Annotated in this window: 12 protein-coding genes; 2 read left to right on the forward strand and 10 right to left on the reverse strand. The window is 73.0% G+C overall.

The window, feature by feature from the left end; translation table 11 throughout:
* Window position 1: 1 nt before the first annotated feature.
* The 9 genes from eccD to OG570_RS41150 all read right to left on the reverse strand — a co-directional run bounded on the left by eccD (window position 2) and on the right by OG570_RS41150 (window position 14,262).
* The gene (gene eccD, locus OG570_RS41110) at window positions 2-1,381 is read right to left on the reverse strand and encodes a type VII secretion integral membrane protein EccD (RefSeq protein ID WP_326960298.1); all 1,380 of its coding nucleotides are present in this window, start codon (window positions 1,379-1,381) and stop codon (window positions 2-4) included.
* A 5-nt stretch (window positions 1,382-1,386) separates the two neighbouring features.
* Entirely contained in the window at window positions 1,387-5,394 is a 4,008-nt protein-coding gene (eccCa, locus tag OG570_RS41115) for a type VII secretion protein EccCa (RefSeq protein ID WP_326954170.1), read from the reverse strand.
* Window positions 5,391-9,077 (reverse strand): hypothetical protein, encoded by a 3,687-nt coding sequence (locus tag OG570_RS41120; RefSeq protein WP_326954171.1) that lies wholly within the window; start codon window positions 9,075-9,077, stop codon window positions 5,391-5,393. The genes eccCa and OG570_RS41120 overlap by 4 nt, the downstream gene beginning before the upstream one ends.
* A 65-nt stretch (window positions 9,078-9,142) precedes the next feature.
* Window positions 9,143-9,709 carry a hypothetical protein gene (locus OG570_RS41125; protein ID WP_326948533.1) on the reverse strand — a complete coding sequence of 189 codons (567 nt, stop codon included), beginning with the start codon at window positions 9,707-9,709 and terminating at the stop codon, window positions 9,143-9,145.
* A gap of 92 nt (window positions 9,710-9,801) precedes the next feature.
* Window positions 9,802-10,101 carry a WXG100 family type VII secretion target gene (locus OG570_RS41130; protein WP_247050428.1) on the reverse strand — a complete coding sequence of 100 codons (300 nt, stop codon included), beginning with the start codon at window positions 10,099-10,101 and terminating at the stop codon, window positions 9,802-9,804.
* Between the two features lie 29 nt (window positions 10,102-10,130).
* Window positions 10,131-10,463, reverse strand: coding sequence for a WXG100 family type VII secretion target (locus OG570_RS41135; protein ID WP_247050426.1), 333 nt, complete (start codon window positions 10,461-10,463; stop codon window positions 10,131-10,133).
* Between the two features lie 547 nt (window positions 10,464-11,010).
* Complete coding sequence (locus tag OG570_RS41140; protein ID WP_326948532.1) at window positions 11,011-12,498, reverse strand: FAD-dependent oxidoreductase; 1,488 nt, start codon at window positions 12,496-12,498, stop codon at window positions 11,011-11,013.
* A gap of 4 nt (window positions 12,499-12,502) precedes the next feature.
* Window positions 12,503-13,411: an AurF N-oxygenase family protein gene (locus OG570_RS41145; RefSeq protein ID WP_326954172.1), complete on the reverse strand. Its 909-nt coding sequence runs from the start codon at window positions 13,409-13,411 to the stop codon at window positions 12,503-12,505.
* Between the two features lie 86 nt (window positions 13,412-13,497).
* Window positions 13,498-14,262, reverse strand: a complete 765-nt coding sequence (locus tag OG570_RS41150; protein WP_326954173.1) for an AraC family transcriptional regulator — start codon at window positions 14,260-14,262, stop codon at window positions 13,498-13,500.
* A gap of 87 nt (window positions 14,263-14,349) precedes the next feature.
* Here OG570_RS41150 and OG570_RS41155 point away from each other — a divergent pair, with 87 nt between their 5' ends.
* Window positions 14,350-15,090, forward strand: a complete 741-nt coding sequence (locus OG570_RS41155) for a sulfite exporter TauE/SafE family protein (RefSeq protein WP_326954174.1) — start codon at window positions 14,350-14,352, stop codon at window positions 15,088-15,090.
* A gap of 79 nt (window positions 15,091-15,169) precedes the next feature.
* Window positions 15,170-16,717: an adenylate/guanylate cyclase domain-containing protein gene (locus OG570_RS41160; protein WP_326954175.1), complete on the forward strand. Its 1,548-nt coding sequence runs from the start codon at window positions 15,170-15,172 to the stop codon at window positions 16,715-16,717.
* A 117-nt stretch (window positions 16,718-16,834) separates the two neighbouring features.
* Here the strand turns inward: OG570_RS41160 and OG570_RS41165 are convergent, their stop codons facing one another.
* Window positions 16,835-18,364: an FAD-dependent monooxygenase gene (locus OG570_RS41165; protein WP_326954176.1), complete on the reverse strand. Its 1,530-nt coding sequence runs from the start codon at window positions 18,362-18,364 to the stop codon at window positions 16,835-16,837.
* Window positions 18,365-18,418: the final 54 nt, after the last annotated feature.

Raw genomic sequence — 18,418 nt, forward strand, 5'->3', positions numbered from 1 at the left:
TTCAGCCCGTCAGTCCGATGGCCCACGCATACGTCCCGAACAGCTGCAGCAGGATCGGGAGGATCGCGACGGCGCTCAACGTCTCCAGCCAGTTGGCCAGGTGGCCCCAGATCGGCAGCAGCCGCCGTGGCGGGGGCCGCAGCATGGCCAGCACCAGCAGGAAGAACACCAGCACCACCCCCGCCGCGGACGCGCCGCGCCAGTCCGGGGTCAGCGGTTCGATCAGCGAGAACGTCAGCAGCACCAGCCCGAGCGCGCCGGCGACGGCCAGCGGGACTCGCTGCCACGCGCCCAGCAGGCTGCGCGAGCGCATCAGCACCGCCGCCGCGAGCAGGCCGGCGAGGATGCCGGGGAACAGGCCTTGGCCGACCAGGAAAGGGAAGGAGCAGGCGAAAACGACAGCCGAGGTGACGCAGGCGATCGTGAGGTAACCATCGGCGTACGCGGTCTGCGCGACCATCTTCTCCGCCGGCGCGGGCTCGATGTCGTACTGCAGCTCGTCGGCCGTGCGGGGCAGCTGCGGGCCGCGGATGCGCGCGAACCGGATGCCGATCCGGGGCGCGAACACCAGCAGTCCGATGAGGACGGCCGAGACCAGCGCGGCCGACTGCACCGGCGAGAACTCCGGGCCGTAGTGCAGCCACAGCGTCACCGCACCGGCCGCGGAGGTGGCCACGACCGTGCCGAACGGGATGAACGGCGTGACCGGCGCCCACGCGGCCCGGCCGGCCAGCATCAGGCCGCCCGCCAGACCGGAAGCCAGGCAGCCGGACAGCAGGGGCGCAGTCTGCAGGTCGAACGCCGGCCCGAGACCCGCGACGGCGACCGCGCCCGCCACGAATCCGAACCCGCAGCCGCCCAGGCCCAGCAGCGTGATCAACGCCGTGTCTTCCGACCGGACGCCCGAGCCGACGGCCGCGACCAGCAGGCCCAGTGCCACGACCGCGCAGCCGATGGCGGACAGGCCCAGCGCGCCCGGGTAGAGCAGCACCCGGGCCAGCACCAGCAGGCCGGCGATGGCGAAGCCGAGGAACAGGAACCGGTTGAACTCGGGCCTCCAGCGGCCGGCCTGGCGGCTGACGGCGGTGGCCATGCCGTCGGCGATGTCGTCGAAGTCCAGTTCCGGCAACGGATCGAGCCGGGGGCGGAGGTGGAACTCCTCCCCCTCCTTCCAGTCGAGCGACTCCGGCGTGCCCGCCGGGTCGAGCGGCGCCTCGCCGAGGCGCTGCAGGACCCACGAGTCACCGAGGTCCTCGTGGCCGCCGGTGTGCCGCAGCAGCACCGGCAGCAGGCTCGTCACCGGGACACCCATCGGCACGGCCAGGTCGGCGCGCCCCTGCGGGCCGTGCACGGTGACCCGGCACAGCTCGCCCTGCTGCATGGCGGTCAACGTCCGCTCCCTTCGAGAGTGCCGAATGTGCTGCCGACGAGCTGGTCGGGACCGGGCACGAAGCCGGTCTGGACGAGCCTCACGCCGCGGCGGGTGACGAGCTGGGCGCGGCCGGCCGGCAGCTTGCGCGGCGCGGCCTCGCCGAGGAACTTGCCTTCTTCCTTGGGGTAGGAGAAGACGACGCCGGGGCTGCCCAGCTCCCACAGCCGGCGGATCACCGGGTCGCTCAGCGCGCGCATCGCGCCCGACGTGCTGCGGGCGACGACCAGGTGCATGCCGATGTAGGCGCCCTGCGCGAGCAGCGACAGCAGCGGCTCGAGCGGCGAGCCCATGCCGCCGGTGAGCAGCTGGTAGTCGTCGACGACGAGGAACAGCCGGGGGCCGGTCCACCAGTCGCGGCGCTTGAGCCGGTCGGCCGTGACGCTCTGGTCCGGCACCCGCGGCGAGAGCGAAACCCCGGTCTGGGTCGCTAGTTCCTGCAGTGCCTCGGTCGTCGTCGCGTAGCCGACGCGGTAGGCCTCCGGGACCTCGGCGTCGAGCTGACGGCTCGGGTCGGCGAGCACGATCTTCGCCTCGCCTGGCCCGTACCGCGCCAGCACCGAGCGCAGCACCAGCCGCAGCATGTTGGTCTTGCCGGTCTCGTTGTCGCCGAACACCAGCAGGTGCGGCGTGGCGCGGAAGTCGTGCCACACCGGCAGCAGCCGCTGCTCGTCCTGGCCCAGGGCCAGCCGCAGGTCGCCGTCGGGGCGGGGCAGCTCGGACAGCGGCAACGTCGCGGGCAGCAGCCGCACGGCCGGCGCGCGGCGGCCCGGCCAGAACGTGTGCACCTCTTCGGCGACGGCCTTGGTCGCCGCGGCGAGGTCGTCCGTGGCCGCGCTGCCGTCCATCCGGGGCAGGCCGGCGAGGAAGTGCAGGCCGTCCGGGGTCAGGCCGCGGCCCGGCTGGCTCGGCACGGTCTTCGCCTTGCGCGAGCCGATCTCCGACTCCATCGGGTCGCCGAGGCGCAGCTCGAACCGGGTCTGCAGCAGGTCGCGCAGGTACGGCCGGATCTCCGACCAGCGCGTCGACGCGATCACGACGTGGATGCCGAACGACAGGCCGCGCGAGGCGAGCTCGCCGATCTTCTGCTCCAGCTCGGAGTAGTCGTTCTTGAGCGAGTACCAGCCGTCGACGACCAGGAAGACGTCGCCGAAGGCGTCCTCGACCTGGCCGCGGCGACGCAGCTGCCGGTAGACGTCCATCGACTCGACGCCGCGTTCGGAGAAGATGTTCTCGCGGTGCTCCATGATCTGCGAGATCTCTTCGATGGTCCGCACGACGCGGTCGCGCTCGAGGCGGGTGGCGACCGAGCCGACGTGCGGCAGGCCGCTGATCGACATGATCCCGCCGCCGCCGAAGTCCAGCCCGTAGAACTGGACCTCCGCCGGCGTGTGCGTCATGGCCAGGGCCAGCACCAGGGTCCGCAGCAGCGTCGACTTGCCGGTCTGCGGGCCGCCGACGACCGCGACGTGCCCGGCCGCGCCGGACAGGTCGGCCGTCAGCAGCTCGCGGACCTGCTCGAACGGCCGGTCGATCATGCCCAGCGGCACCCGCAGGCGGCCCAGCTGGGCCGGGTCCTGCACGCTCATGCCGCGCACGGCGTCGGGCAGCACGCCCGGCAGGAGCGCGTCCAGGCTCGGCGACTCGGCCAGCGGCGGCAGCCACACCTGACGCGCCGCCGGGCCCGCGCCGGTGAGCCGCTCGACGAACGCGTCCGCCAGGGTCGGCCCGCTCGGCGCGGTTTCGAGGACTTCCTGGGCGGTCTTCTCGGCGGTGCGGTCCGGCTCGTCGTCGCGGACGATGAACCGGGTCGGGCGGGTCCGGGTGAAGAACGGGACGACTTCGGCACCCGCGCGGGCGACGTCGCTCGCGCCGTCACCGCCGCCGGCCGGGACCGGGCCGGAGACGTAGGCGGCCTTGAAGCGCACCAGGTTCGTCGTGTCGATCTTGAGGTAGCCGTTGCCCGGTTCGGACGGCAGCTCGTAGGCGTTGCCGACGCCGATGACGCTGCGGGACTCCATCGAGGAGAACGTCCGCAGCGCGATCCGGTACGACAGGTGGCCCTCGACGCGGTGGATGCGGCCTTCGTCCAGCCGCTGCGACGCGAGCAGCAGGTGGACGCCGAGGCTGCGCCCCAGCCGGCCGACCGAGACGAACAGCTCCATGAACTCCGGCTTCGCGCTCAGCAGCTCGGAGAACTCGTCGACGACCAGGAAGAGCGTCGGCATCGGCGGCAGCTGCTCGCCGGCCGCGCGGGCCTTCTCGTACTCGAACAGCGACGGGTGCCCGCTCGCGCGCAGCTGCTCCTGGCGGCGCACCATCTCGCCGTTGAGCGAGTCCTGCATCCGGTCGACCAGCGGCAGCTCGTCGGCCAGGTTGGTGATCATCGCCGAGGTGTGCGGCAGCCGGTCCATGCCGAGGAACGTCGCGCCGCCCTTGAAGTCGACGAGGACGAAGTTGAGGATCTCCGACGAGTGCGTCGCGGCCAGGCCGAGGACCAGGGTGCGCAGCAGCTCGGACTTGCCCGAGCCGGTGGCGCCGATGAGCATGCCGTGCGGGCCCATGCCGCCCTGCGCCGACTCCTTGAGGTCCAGCTCGACGATCTCGCCGTCCTCGGTGACGCCGATCGGCACCGACATCCGCGCCCGCTGCACGGCGCGCGGACGCCACTGCGCCGGGATGTCGAAGCTGTGGACGTCGCGGATGCCCAGCAATGCGGTCAACCCGAAGTCGCTCTCGAGGGGCTGTTCGGTGATTTCCAGGGTGCCGCTGGTGCGCTTCGGCGACAGCAGCCTGGCCAGGCCTTCGATCTGCGTCACGGACAGCTCGTCGCGGATCGCGGAGCCGACGCCGGTGCCGGCCGGGAACTCGACGCGATCGTCCTTTGTGGTCAGTCGCAACACCTTGGGGCCGCCGGGAAGCGCGCCGGTGACGTCCAGCAGCACGACGTTGCGCAGGCCCGCGCCCAGCAGCCGCGACGACTCCGGGATCATGGCCAGGTGCGCGACGATCACCACGAACGGTTCGGTCGTGGTCGGGCCGACGGCCTTGTCGTGGTCGTCGCGGTCGGCGACGTCCGGGCCGAGGACGTCCATCAGGTCGTCGTGGTCGGCGGCCAGCAGCCGCAGCGGGCCGGCCGGGTCACGCAGGGTGGCGTGCTGGTTGTGCGGCAGCCACTTCACCCAGTCCCACTGCGACTGCGCGGCTTCGGTGGTGAGCACGGCGATCCGCAGCTCGTCCGGTGAGTGGAACACGACCAGCTGCGCCAGCATCGCCCGCACCAGGCTCGCGGCGGCCTCGGGGTCGCCGTCGAACTCGACGCTGGTGAAGCTGCGCAGGCCGACCGCCGTCGGGATGCCCGAGAGCGACCGGTAGGTCTCGGTGAAGCGGCGCAGGGAGATCGCCGACAGCGGTTCGAGGTCCTCGATCGGCTTCGTCACCGGCGGGACCAGTTCGAGCGCCGACTGCTGCGAGCCGAGGCCGATGCGGACGCGACCGAAGTCGTCGTGGCTGACGCGCCGCTCCCACAGCCGGCGCCCCATCGACAGCGACCACAGCGAGTCCGGCGACGGGTTGTTCCACGCCACCGCACGGCGCTGCTGCTCGGCCGTCGCCCGCGCCCGGGTGCGGACCTGCGCGATGTAGCGCAGGTAGTCACGGCGTTCGGCGCGCATCTTGCGCTTGCGCTCCCCCACCGCGCGGGTGAGCTGGCCGACGCTCATGGCCATCATGGACAGGCCCATGCCGCCGCCGAGGACGTAGGTCATCGGCGAGCTGCCGCCGACGCCGGAGAACGACAGCACCATCACCATCGACCCGATGCCCATCGGCAGCATCATCAGCAGCGAGTTGAAGTCCCGGGCGGCCGGTTCGGCGAGCACGGGCGGCTCCTGCAGCTCTTCCTGGCCTTCGGGCAGTTCGGGGCCGGACGCGCGCGGGCCGCGCTTGACGGTTTCCGTGCTCACTCCAGCACCCCCGAAGGCCGGCTCGCGGGACGGCCCCAGGCGGAGTCGTCCTGGCTCAGCAGGTCCGCCATGGTGCGTTCGGCCTCTTCCTCTTCGCCCTCTTCGGCTTCCGGTTCCGGCGCCTCGGCCTCGGTGTCGAGGGCCGGGCCGTCACCGCAGGTCGGCAGTTCGTCCGGAATGGACTCGCCGTCACCGACCCGGATCCGCCGGTAGGTCTCGCGCGGCTCGTCTTCGGCGGGCCGCCACGGCTCGTCGCTGCGTTCGACGATGTCCGTGCTGACGTCCTGCTCCTCTTCGGCGGGCGGCGCGAACGGCAGGAGGCCCGGCAGGAACTCGGCGGTGCCGACGTCCCAGGCGGAGGTGTCTTCGCTCGACTCGACGGGCCGCACGACGGAGATCCGCACGTCATCGTCGTGTTCGTCCGATGTGGACTTCCCGACGGGCGCGGTGCCCCAGCCGCTGACCGGCACGGCCGTCGCCCAGCCGCGCGGGGTGCCGGCGCCCGGGTCGGGTTCGCCCGGGGTCTCGGCGGTGGCCCAGGCCGAGACGTCGCCGCCGAGCAGACCGGCGGAGTCGGGACGTTCCGCGGTGGCGCCGTTGTCGGGTGGCGTCATCGGCGGCGGCATCATCGGCATGGCGGGCACGCCCGGACCGGCGGCGGGCGCCTCCGGAGTCCGGGGAGTGTCGACGCGCGGGGCGGCCGGGATCCCGCCGCCCACGCCACCGGGCGGGGCGGGGTGAGACCACGAGGCCGCACCCAGCGCCGGGGTCTCGCCGACCGAGGTCGGGTCGCCGGCCCCGCTGGGGGTGTCCGGCGTCCAGGCCGCGTCCACGCTCCCGAGCAGACCGGCCGAGTCCGGCCGCTCCGCTCCCGGCGAGTTCGCGCCACCGCCCATGCCGCCCGGCGGTGTCATCGGCATCGCGGGCGCCGCCGGTGTCGAGTCCCCAGTGGACGGTGCCGCCCACGAAGCCGGCGACGACCACGAGGCCGCCCCCAGCGCCGGAGTCTCGCCGGCGGAGGTCGGGTCGCCGACGCCGGTGGGCGCGTCCGGTGTCCACGGTGCGTCGATGCCGCCGAGCAGACCCGCTGAATCCGGACGCTCGGCGCCCGTCGGGTTCGCGCCGCCACCCATGCCGCCCGGCGGCATCATCGGCATGCTCGAACCGGGGAACGCCTGCTGCTGCGGCGAATTCGCCGACGACAGGCCACCTGGCGCCTGCAACTGACTCGCGTCGAGGCCCTTGACGCCGCCCGGGTCGACCGCGTCCGCGCCGCCGAGGTCGCCGGCGCCGCCGACGTCCGAGGGCGGCGCCGACCAGGAGGCCGACTGCAGCGCGGGAGTCTCGCCGAACGAACTCGGGTCGCCGAGACCGTCCGGCACGTCCGCCGTCCACGGTGCGTCCACGCCACCCAGCAGACCGGCCGAGTCCGGCCGCTCCGCACCGGTGGGGTTCATGCCGCCGCCCATGCCACCCGGCGGCATCATCGGCATCCCCGAACCCGGCATACCCTGCTGCTGAACACCATTCGACGACGAGAGACCACCCGGCGCCTGCAACTGACTCGGGTCCAGGCCCTTGATGCCACCCGGGTCGACGGAACCGCCGCCGATGTCACCCGCACCGCCCGCGCCCCCGACGTCACCGGGAGGCGCCGACCACGAAGCCGACTCCAGCGCCGGGGTCTCGCCGAACGAACTCGGGTCGCCCAAGCCGTCCGGCAACGCCGAATCCCACGGCGCGTCGACGCCACCGAGCAGACCCGCCGAATCCGGCCGTTCCGCACCGGTGGAGTTCATGCCGCCACCCATGCCACCCGGCGGCATCATCGGCATCCCCGAACCCGGCATGCCCTGCTGCTGCCCACCATTCGACGACGAGAGATCGCCCGGCGCCTGCAACTGACTCGGGTCGAGTCCCTTGATGCCACCCGGATCGAGAGCGCCGGCACCGACGTCGCCGACGCCACCCGCGCCGCCGACATCACCGAGGCCGCCCGCGCCACCGACGTCACCCGGAGGCGCCGACCAGGAAGCCGACTTCAACGCCGGGGCGTCGGTCAGCGCGCTGGGGTCGCCGAGACCGTCCGGGAGGCTGCTGGTCCACGGCTTGTCGACGCCGCCGAGCAGGCCCGCCGAGTCCGGGCGCTCCGAGCCGGCGGGGTTCATCCCGCCGCCCATGCCACCCGGCGGCATCATCGGCATGCCACCGCCCATCGGCGAGGTGAAACCGCCGCCCGCCTTGGGGTCCTGCAGCGACGACGGCACGTCGGCCGGGTTGAGGGCGTTCGCGCCCAGCCCGTTGAGACCGCCGGCCCCCGGCGGGTTGCCCAGCGCCGGCGACTTCAGGTCGCCGAGGCCGTTGAGACCACCCGCGCCACCGCCCGCACCGACGTCACCCGGCGCCGAATCGAACGACGGCGACTTGATGTCGCCCAGGCCACCGGCGCCGACGTCGCCCGGCGGGCTGTCGAGCGCGGGCGGCTTGATGTCGCCGAGGCCGCCGGCCTTCTGGTCGTCCTTGCCCCCGGCGCCGGACGGCGGCGGGGTCAGGTTCGGCGAGGTCAACGGCGGCAGGGCGCCACCACCCGCGCCGACGTCGCCGGGCGGGCCGTCGAGCGAAGGCGGGTTGATGTCCCCGAGATCACCAGGGCCACCGGTGCCGCTGTCGCCGCCCGCGCCGGGCGGCGGCGCGACAGCGAGGTTCTGGAACGGCGGGGGTGTGCCCCCGCCGTCCCCGCCCAGACCGGAGTCACCGCCGGGTGGCGGCGGGATTTCGGCGCTGGACAACGGCGGCGGAGTACCGCCGCCACCGCCACCACCCGTGTCGCCGGGCGGGGGCGGGAGTTCGGGAGGCGGCACGTCGCCACCACCGCCGCCACCGGAACCGCCGGGCGGCGGCGGGATGGCGGGCGGGGGCGGCGCGTCCGCGGGAGGCGGGATGTCCGGGGGCGGCGGGGCTTCGGGCGGCGGAGGCGGCGGCGGGACGTCCACGGGCGGCGGGGTCGCCGGCGGCGGCGCGGTGTAGCTGGCGACGGAGAACGAGTGGTACTTGCCGGACAGCTGGTTGCCGACCTGGCGCATGTCGTTCGTCATCATCTCGACGGCGTCGGGGAACTGCGAGATGTACGCGCGCCCGTCGTTGAGCACCTTGCCGCGCGCGATGACCTGCTGGGCGTAGTAGGAGTCGATGTAGCGCAAGGTGTTCTGCGCCCACTGCAGGTACGCGGCCGAGTTGGCCAGCTGGTTCGGGATGTTGCGGCCGCCGCTGCTGCCGTCGCTGATCTGGTGGACGAGGCCTTGGAACTTCGAGGCCATGTCGTTCATCATGCCCTTGAAGTTGGTCGCCGCCGTGCCCTTCCACGGGCCGTCTTCCCCGGCGAGCGCCTCGACCTGCTTCTGGACGGCCTCCGCGACGACGGCGAGGCTCAGCTGCGTCGTCTGGAACACGCCGGCGGCGGCTTGCAGGGACTGCCAGTTCACGTTGCCGTAGGCCTGGTCGGCCTGGTCCTGGCCGGGCGCCATCGACCCGCCGCCGAGGATGGCGGCTTCGATCTGCTTCCAGGTCAGGCCGTCGAAGTCCTTGCCGGGGTCGCCGGTGGAGTTCGTCGGCGTGTTGCTGGAATCCGGCCAGACGCCGTTGTCGTCCTGGGTGAACCCGTGGGTGTTGTTGTCGTCGCCCATCGTCCCTCGCTCGCCCGTCCCTGGTTCGCCTCAGCCCGCCGCAGTCCCGCCCCGCGCGCGATCGATCAGTGCTGTTTGGACCCCGCGCCGGTGATCTCCGAGCTCAGCTGCCCGAAGTACTGGTTGTAGGCGTCGGTCGTCATCTTGTTGGCCTCGTCGGCGGAGTCGTAGGCGTTGGCCGCCTTGTCGACCGCGTCCGCCGCGTCGTGCATCGCCGTGATGAGGTCCTGGACCGTGGTGCGGGTGGAGTCGCGCAGGCCGCCCTCGCCGACGATCGGCTGGATGAGCTTGTCGTGCGCGGTGGCGAACACGCCCGGCTTGATGTTCACGGTGTCGAGCTGGCCCGGCAGCTTGGAGAGCGGGCCGTCGGCGAGCGTGCGCAGGTTCTGCGCGAACGTGTGCATCGCCTGGGTGTTCACCGCGGTGACGCCCTTGCCGGGGTGGTCCGCGCCGCCCGGGACCGGCGGCGCGGTGGAGACGTCACCGACCGGGATGTAGACGTTGCCCTGGTCGCCCGGGTCCTGGTGGCCGGGGCTGTTGAACGCGCCCTCGGTCGACGGCGGGGTGTCGCTGTGCTGGTTGTTCGGGTTCGCGATCTGGGCGGTTTCGAAGACCACCGGGTCGAAGGCCATGGCGGGAGGAGTCCTTTCCGGTCTGTCGCGTTCGGACGAACCGGCCGGGGCGCGGCGGCTGACGGCCGTGCCCCGGCCGGAGCGCGGGAGACTCAGCGCTGCGCGAACCGCGTCGCGTTGGCGCTCTCGGTGCTCGACGTGCCCTCGTTGACGGTCGCCAGCGTGCGGCCGGCGGCGTCGAGCGACTGCGGGAGCGTCAGCGCCTGCTGGCGGCACCACTCGTAGGTCGACTGGAACTCGTCGGCCGCGCTGCCGAGCCAGTGCTCGCGCTGCGCGGTGATGGTGCGGTTCATCTGGTCGAGCAGCTCGGTGATCTGCTGCGACTGCTGCTGCGCACGCCCGACCGTGGCTTCCATCTGCGCGAAGCTGATGGTGAACTGACCCAGAGCCATGGGTTTCCTTTCCTGAAGAGGGAGTCCGGTCAGAAGCCGGGGAGGCCGCCGATGGTCGCGGCCTGCTGGCGCACGTTCGAGGTGTTGTCCTCGTCCTGGCGGTCGTAGTCGTTCGCGCCGGTCGTGACGTGCTGGGAAAGCGTGTTCAGCCGGTCGACGATCGTCTGCACGGTGCGGTCGAACGTGCCCATCGCCTCGTGGAAGACCACGGCCGCGTCCGAGCGCCAGGTGCCCAGCAGCTCCTGCATCGTGGAGTCCACCTGGCGGTTCACGCCCGTGATGCCCTGGCCGGTGTCGGTGATGGTGCTAGCGCCTTGGCGCATGATCCCGGTGTCTACCTTGGCGCCGTTCTGAGCCGCCATTTTCGCCTCCTCGAATCCGTTGTTCTGCCCTGCCTCAACGGGGTCGGGCCGCCTCCGTCCACAAAGGAGTTCCGCGGGCCCCGGCATCGCCCCGCCCGGCACTCTCGACGCCGGAAGACGTGAAAGCCTGACGGAGACAGCACGATGATCGTATGGATGATTTCCGAAGGGCGCGCTACGCGGTTCCCTTAAGGACACACAGGCGCGAACGGTCGGGCAGAACCGGACATTCGTGGTCACCACCCAGCAAGACGGCCCCGAAAGCCGGTCGCGGCGCCGGGTGGCTGCCCCTCCGGCCACGAATATCTGCCCGCGAACGCCCGGCGCGCGGGCGGGCAACCCTACTAAAGTCGCGGATTCATTCCACCGGTGAGGAATAATCGCGCCGGAGCCGTGTACGAATAAGCAGCTTATCCGGTGTGGACATTCTTATTTCTTCGGTGCCGAAGCGGATTTGGTGCGGTACCGCATCACTCATCCGGGGGATGCCGCGAAGACGAAACCACCCCGGTCTCCGCGGAGACCGGGGTGGTGGACGAACGGGCACTCAGACGCGGCTGAAGAGCTTCCGAGCCCGGCGGCGCACCGGCAGCCGGCCCGCGACGGCGTCCTCGAGCAGGGCGCCGACCGTCTCGCGGGCGCACGCCCGGTTCGCGCCGATGCCGCCGGACGGGCCGCGCTTGATCCAGCCCGCGACGTAGGTGCCCGGGTGGCCCTCGACGCGGCCCTCGACGTTCGGCACGGTCCCCGTCGCCTCGTCGAACGGCAGGCCCGGCACGCCGGTGCCGCGGAACCCGGCGGCCCGCACGACCCGGCCCGCGCCGATCTCGACGTCACCCTCGACGCCGGTGACGCGCACGCCGCGGACCTCGGTGTCGCCGGTGATCGCGAGCGGCGCCGAGTGGAACCGCAGGACGATGCGGCGGCGGTCGTCCGGCGGCGGCGTGGACCAGTCCACGGACTCCCGCGGCAGGCCGCGCAGCAGCGCCGCCTTGCCGTCCCCCTGGTCGATGGCCGCCGCGACACGCGGGTCGTGCGTGTCGACCACGAGGTCGACGCCGGCGCGGTCGGCGAGGGCCAGCAGCTCCGAGCGCGTGTAAGCGGCGGTTTCCGGGCCGCGGCGGGCGAGCAGCACGACCTCGCGCACCTTGCTCGACCGCAGCCGGGCCAGCGCGGCCGGGGCGATCTCCGTGCCGACCAGGCTCTCGGGGTCGGCGGTGAGGATGCGGGCGATGTCGAGGGCGACGTTGCCGGTGCCGACGACGGCCACCCGCTCGGCCGAGAGGTCGACGGCGCCGGTCGCGATGTCCGGGTGGCCGTTGTACCAGCCGACGACGGTCGCCGCGGCCAGGCTGCCGGGCAGCTCCTCCCCCGGGACGCCGAGCGCCCGGGCCGCGGTGGCGCCGACCGCGTAGACCACCGCGTCGTGCCGCGAAGCCAGCTCCGCCGCGGTGACGTCGCGGCCGACCTCGGTCCCGAGGCGCAGCCGCAGCCGCGGGTGGTCGTGGAACCGCGCGAACGTCTCGCCGATCTTCTTCGTCGACGGGTGGTCGGGCGCGACGCCGAAGCGGATCAGGCCACCGGCCACCGGCAGGCGGTCGACCAGGGTGACCCGGGCGTTCGTGTGCAGCAGCAGGTCCTCGACGGCGTACATGCCGGCCGGGCCGCTGCCGACGACCGCGACGTCCAGCGGCGCGAAGTCGCTCGGGAGCACCCGGGTGAACGCCGGCTGCGCCCAGCGGTGGAAGTTGGGCGCGGCGCTCGCCCCGGCCAGCACGTCCTGGCCCGCGTAGTACTCGGCGTTGATCTCTTCGTAGGCCCGCAGCGGCCCGGTGAGGTCGCCGGCCGGGAAGATCGCGTCGACCGGGCACGCGTCGGCGCAGGCACCGCAGTCGATGCAGGTGGCCGGGTCGACGTAGAGCATCTCGGTGCGGCCGAAGTCCGGCTCGTCCGGCGTCGGGTGGATGCAGTTGACCGGGCAGACCGACACGCAGGAGGCGTCGGCGCAGCAGGTCTGCGTGATCGCGAAGGCCATGGCGTCAGATGAGGTTGGCGCGCTTGTAGAACCACAGCGCCGGCTTGGTCAGCAGCCCGGCGGAGTGGAGGAACTCCATCAGCCCGGAGCAGCTCGAGCGCAGCATCGACTTGTGGTGCTGGTTGGCCTTCGCCTCGCGCCGGGCGCGCTTCCCGTCCAGCCCGGCGTTCTCGTAGACCTGGTGGTTCACCATGCTGGTGACGATGAAGAACGACGCGATCGCGACGACCAGCGCGTTGATCTGCCGCCGCACCCAGCCGGCACCTTCGAGCCGCTGACGGGTCTCCTCGCGCGCGAACTTCATGTGCCGCGACTCTTCGACGACGTGGATGTTGTTGATGGTCCGGACGAACGGGACGACGCGCTCGTCGCGCATCCAGTCGCGCTGCATGACGTCGAGGACCTCTTCGGCGACGAGGATCGCCGCGTAGGCGGCTTCACCGGTCGCGGTGGCCTTGAAGATCCGGCCGGCCTCGACGACGAACCGGCGCGGGCGGTAGGCGGGCGCGCCCAGCTTCGCCGCGCCGCGGGCGAACATGATCGAGTGCCGGCACTCGTCGGCGATCTCGGTCAGCGCCCACTGGAACGCGGGATCGGTCGGGTCCTTGGCGTAGAAGTCCCGCAGGATCATCTGCTGCAGGATCATCTCGAACCAGATCCCGGTGCTCGCCACCGACGCCGCCTCGTGACGGGTCAGCTCGCGCTGCTGCTCCGGCGTCATCCCGTCCCAATAGGACGTCCCGTAGAGCGTGCTCCACTCGGGGCTGGCGCCGTGGAAGTCCTTGTCGAGCGGCGTCTCCCAGTCGACCTCCGTGACGGGGTCGTACGAGAGCTGCTCCGACGAGTCCAGCAGCCGCCGCGCGATGGTCTCGCGGTCCGACACCTCCGGCACGCGCTCGCCGATGCTCGTCATGGCCGACCTCCTCGTCAGGGTGTTACCGCAGTTTACTGTTACCAACCGTAACACATAGATGTTCCAGTGCACACCCGTCCTCGGAGTCAGCGTTCGCGGAACTCGCTGGGTGGCGCGCCGAGCAGGCGGTGGAACATCGTGGTGAACGCGCCCGGGCCCGCGTAGCCGAGGTCCGCGGCCACCTCGGCCACCGGCGCACCCGCCGCGAGCAGCGGCAACGCGTGCAGCACGCAGGCACGACGCCGCCACGGCGCGAGGCCGAGCCCGGTCTCGGCGCGGAACCGGCGGTGCAGCGTCCGCTCGGCGACGTGCAGCCGGGCCGCCCAGGCCGCCGGCCGGACGTCGACGCGCGGTGCGGCGAGGAAGTCCTGGCACAGCCGGCGCAGCTCCGGGTCGGCCGGCAACGGCAGGTCCAGCGGCAGCGGCGCGGCCCGGCGCAGTTCGTGCAGGGCCAGCTGCAGCAGGACGGCGTCACGCCCGCGGGCGGCGTAGCGCGGTTCGACGTCGACCGCTTCCCGCAGCAGCTCGCGCAGCAACGGCGTCACCTCGACGACCCGGCAGCGGGCCGGGAACCACGGCACCGCACGGGGTTCGACGTACAGGCTGCGTGTGCTGACGCCGGTCATCCGGACCGCGTGCGGCGTGCCGGCGGGGATCAGCACGGCCCGGTGCGGCGGGACGGTCCACGCGCCGTCGGCCGTCTCGACGCGCATCGAGCCGGTGACGCCGTAGAGCACCTGGGCCCGGCGGTGGCGGTGCTCGGCGAGCACGTGGCGGGGCGGGTAGTCGGTGCCGATGGCGACGACGTCGCGGTCGAGGTCGTCCACGGTGTCGATGTGGGTGTTGCGCACGCCCTCGAGCCTAGGTGGCCGGAACTCGGAAGAATGTGGCCGATCATCGAATGCCCGCCAGGCTCGTCCGGCCTAGCGTTCCGGTACGTGCTCCTCCTCGGATTGGGCGTCCTCAGCGGCGTCACCACAGCGCTCTTCGGGTTCGGCGGCGGGTTCGTGACGGTCCCGGTGGTCTACGCCGTGGCCGCGACCGGCCCGGCCGCGATGCACGTCGCGGTCGGGACGTCCGCGGTGGTGATGCTGGTCAACTCGCTCGGCGCGACGATCACGGTCGTGCGCGCCGGCCGGCTGCACCGCGCGTACGTCTGGCCGCTGGCCGCGTTCATCGCCGTCGGCGCGGGCCTCGGCGCGCTGGCCGCGACGAGCGTCCCGGACGGCGTGCTGCACGCGCTGTTCGCCGCGTATCTGACCCTGACCATCCTGGACGGCGTCCTGCGGCGCGGGTTCCTCGGCGGCGGCCGGCCCCGGCCGTTGAGCCGCGCCACCGTCACGGCCGGCGGCGTCGGAATCGGGGCGGTAGCCGGGTTCCTGGGCGTCGGCGGCAGTGTCCTGACGGTGCCGCTGCTGCGGCGGCGCGGCCTGCCGATGAGCGACGCGACGGCGCTGGCCAACCCGCTCAGCCTGCCGGTGGCCGCGGCCGCGACGGCCGTCTACCTGGCCGCACCGGGGCCCGCGGCGATCGACCCGGCCGCGGCGGCGCTTCTGCTGGCCGGGTCCCTGCCGACGATCGCGCTGTTGCGGCGGTGGTCCCCGGACATCCCGGACCGCGCGCACGCCGTGGCCTACCTCGGCCTGCTGGCGGCGGCGCTGGTCACCGTCCTGGTGTGAGCCCGGCGCGCCTCGCCCGGCTCGACGGCATTCCGGTGTACAGTCGTTCACTCAATCGTGTGGCGAACGGCAGGAACCGGTGACTCTCCACCCTGACTCTCCAGCCGGGCCGTTCGGCTCCGGGCTGCTCGGGCCCCTCGACCAGGACGTCCCCACGCTGCGGCGGCGCGTCCAGCTGCTGCTCACCGGGACGCTGATCGCCACCAACGTCATCGGCGCGCTGGTCGTGGTCGGCCTCGCGGCCCTGCTCATGCCCGCCCCGGGCCTGTCCGGCGACCTCGTGCGGGTGACGGCGGTCGCGGTGCCCGCCTACGTCGTGTCCGCGGTGGTCGTCGGCGCGCTCTGGGGCACCCGCGGCGCCCTGCGGACGCTGCGCTGGGCCGCCGACGGCCGCCGCCCGACCGACGCCGAACGCGCCGCCAGCCTGCGCGTCCCGCTGCGGCTCACGATGATGCAGGCGGTGCTGTGGGGCGTCGCGACGGTGGTGTTCGCCGGGCTGGCGGCGCTGTTCCAGCCGCACGTCGCGCTGACCGTGTTCCTGGTGGTCGCCTTCGCGAGTGTGGTGGTCTGCGCGATCGCGTACCTCTTCGGCGAGTTCGCCCTGCGGCCGTACGCGGCCCGCGCGCTGGCGGGCACGACACCGGCGCGGCCGGTGAGCGGCGGCGTCAACCTGCGGATGCTGCTGTTCTGGTGCCTGGGCACCGGGGTGCCGGTCGCCGGGCTGGTGGTCACGGCGGTGCTGGCGTGGGTCCGCGGCGACGTCTCGACCACGAAGCTGGCCGTCTCGGTGATCGCGTTGGGGCTGGTCGTGCTGTGCTTCGGCCTGCTGGTCACGGTGTTCACCGCCCGCGCGGTGGTGAACCCGATCCGGTCGGTGCAGGACGCGCTGGCCCGGGTGCGGGCGGGCGAGTTCGACGGCGAGATCCCGGTCTACGACGGCACCGAGCTGGGCCTGCTGCAGGCCGGGTTCAACGGGATGGCCGCCGGCCTGCGGGAACGCGAGCGGATGCGGGACCTGTTCGGCCGGCACGTCGGGCACGAGGTCGCGGTCGAGGCCATGCGGGTGCCCGCGGAGCTGGGCGGGACGGTGCGCACGGTGTCGGTGCTGTTCGTCGACCTGGTGGGGTCGACGGCGCTGGCCGCGAGCCGCCCGCCCGAGGAGGTCGTCGGCCTGCTCAACCGGTTCTTCGCGGTGGTGGTCGACGAGGTGGACCGCAACCACGGCCTGGTGAACAAGTTCGTCGGCGACGCGGTCCTGGCGATCTTCGGCGCGCCGACGGTCTTGGCCGACCACGCGACGTGCGCCTTGGCGGCGGCCCGCGCGATCGCGGCCCGGCTGGCGACGGAGGTCCCGGACTGCCCGGCGGGCATCGGCGTGGCCACGGGCGACGCGGTGGCGGGCAACGTCGGGGACCCACGCCGTTTCGAATACACGGTGATCGGCGACCCGGTCAACGAAGCGGCGCGGCTGACAGAGCTGGCGAAGAACGTCGACGGTCGTTTGCTGGCCTCGTGGACGGCGGTCGAGTCGGCGGGCTCGGCGGAGTCGGACCATTGGCAGGCAACGGAGGAGGTCACACTGCGCGGCCGCACCCGGCCGACCACGCTGGCCACCCTGCGCACCTGACGCCACCTCCCGAGCAAGCCGCCCGAAGTCCGTGAATGCCACATTGAGGGACACTAGGTCTCTCGATGTGGCATTCACGGACTTCCTTGCACCGAGCGGAAATCTGCGGGTGCGTGGTCAGGCGGGTGGGCCCAGCCACGTTGTCAGGGCTTCGCGCAGGCCCTCCGGATCCGGGCCGACGGCGGCCCAGGCCATGTGGCCGTCCGGGCGGATCAGGGCCGCCAGCTTCTGGTCCGGGAACGCCAGCGGGGTCGCCGTCACCAGCTCGACCCGGCTTTCCCACTCCGCCGCCACCTCTGCCGCGCCCGTGCCCGTGTCCAGCAGCACCGCGCGGCCGGAGCGGAAGTGCGGTGCCAGCGTCGTTCCGTCGGACAGGGGCAGGTCCGGCACGCGGTGGCCGATCAGCGGGAAGTCGCCCGGCAGGTCGTAGTGCTGCCAGCCGCCGCCGATCTTCGAGACGACGTACGTGGCGCCGTCCTGGGTGTCGAGCAGGTCCGCCAGCACCTCGCGCAGCGCGTCCGCGCGCGGGCCGCGCGGGGTGCTCAGCGCCGTCTGCGCCATGCTCCAGCGCTGCACCCACTCGCCGATCGGGTGCCGCTCGGTGGTGTAAGTGTCCAGCAACGCGTCCGGGGCCACGCCGCGCGCGACGAGCGCGAGCTTCCAGCCCAGGTTGACCGCGTCGCCGAGGCCCAGGTTCATGCCCTGCCCGCCGGCCGGCGAATGCACGTGGGCCGCGTCGCCGCACAGCAGCACCCGGCCGCGCCGGTACGTCTCGGCCTGGCGGGTCGTGTCGGCGTAGCGGGTGGCGACGTGCAGCCGCGTGACCCGGACGTCGGTGCCGCTCACCCGCCGCAGGCTGGCCTGGATCTCCTCCGCCGTCACCGGCGCGTCCCGCTCGGGCACGACCTCGTACTCGACGGTGTGCACCCGCGGCGGGCCGGAGCCGTCGTCCCAGCCACCGACCACATAGGACCCGTGCTCGCCCGCCTGCCAGCCGTCCGCGACGAGCTGGCCCGGGTCGTCCAGGTCCACAATGGCCTGACGGCCGGTGAACACCGGATCCAGGCCGGGGAAGTCGATCCCGGCCAGCCGCCGCACGGTGCTGCGGCCGCCGTCGGCGCCGACCAGCCAGCCGGTCCGGATCGGACGTCCGATGTGGACGGTCACACCGTCCGCATCGGACTCGAACGCGGTCAGCGAAACCCCGCGCCGCACCTCGACACCCAGTTCCGCGGCCCGCCGCTCGAAGATCGCCTCCAGGTCACCCTGGGCGATCACCCCGGCGCCGAGGAACTCCTCACCGGGGCCGGGCGGGCGCAGCCGGTCGATGCGGATGCCGATCCCGGCGAAGTGGCCGACGAAGATGTCCGGCCGCTCCCCCGTGTCCGCGGGGTCGAACTCGGGCAGCCCGGCGCCGCCGCCGAGCCACATCGCGGCCGCGCGCTCGACCTCGGGCAGCAGGCCGCGCAGGTGCAGCGCGTGCACCGACGGCGCGTTGACCGCGCGGGCCCCCATCGACCCGAACCGCGAGCGCGGCGGCTCCGTCTCACGCTCGACGACCAGCACCCGGGCGCCGCCCAGGCGCAGCTCACAGGCCAGCAGCAGGCCGACCGGGCCCGCGCCCGCGACCACCACGTCGTAGTCCATCTTTCCCCCTTGCAGAACCCGGCAACACCGTTCCCGGTATCGCCACCGTAGCGA

This window comes from Amycolatopsis sp. NBC_01286, from assembly GCF_035982555.1.
Classification (GTDB): Bacteria; Actinomycetota; Actinomycetes; order Mycobacteriales; family Pseudonocardiaceae; genus Amycolatopsis.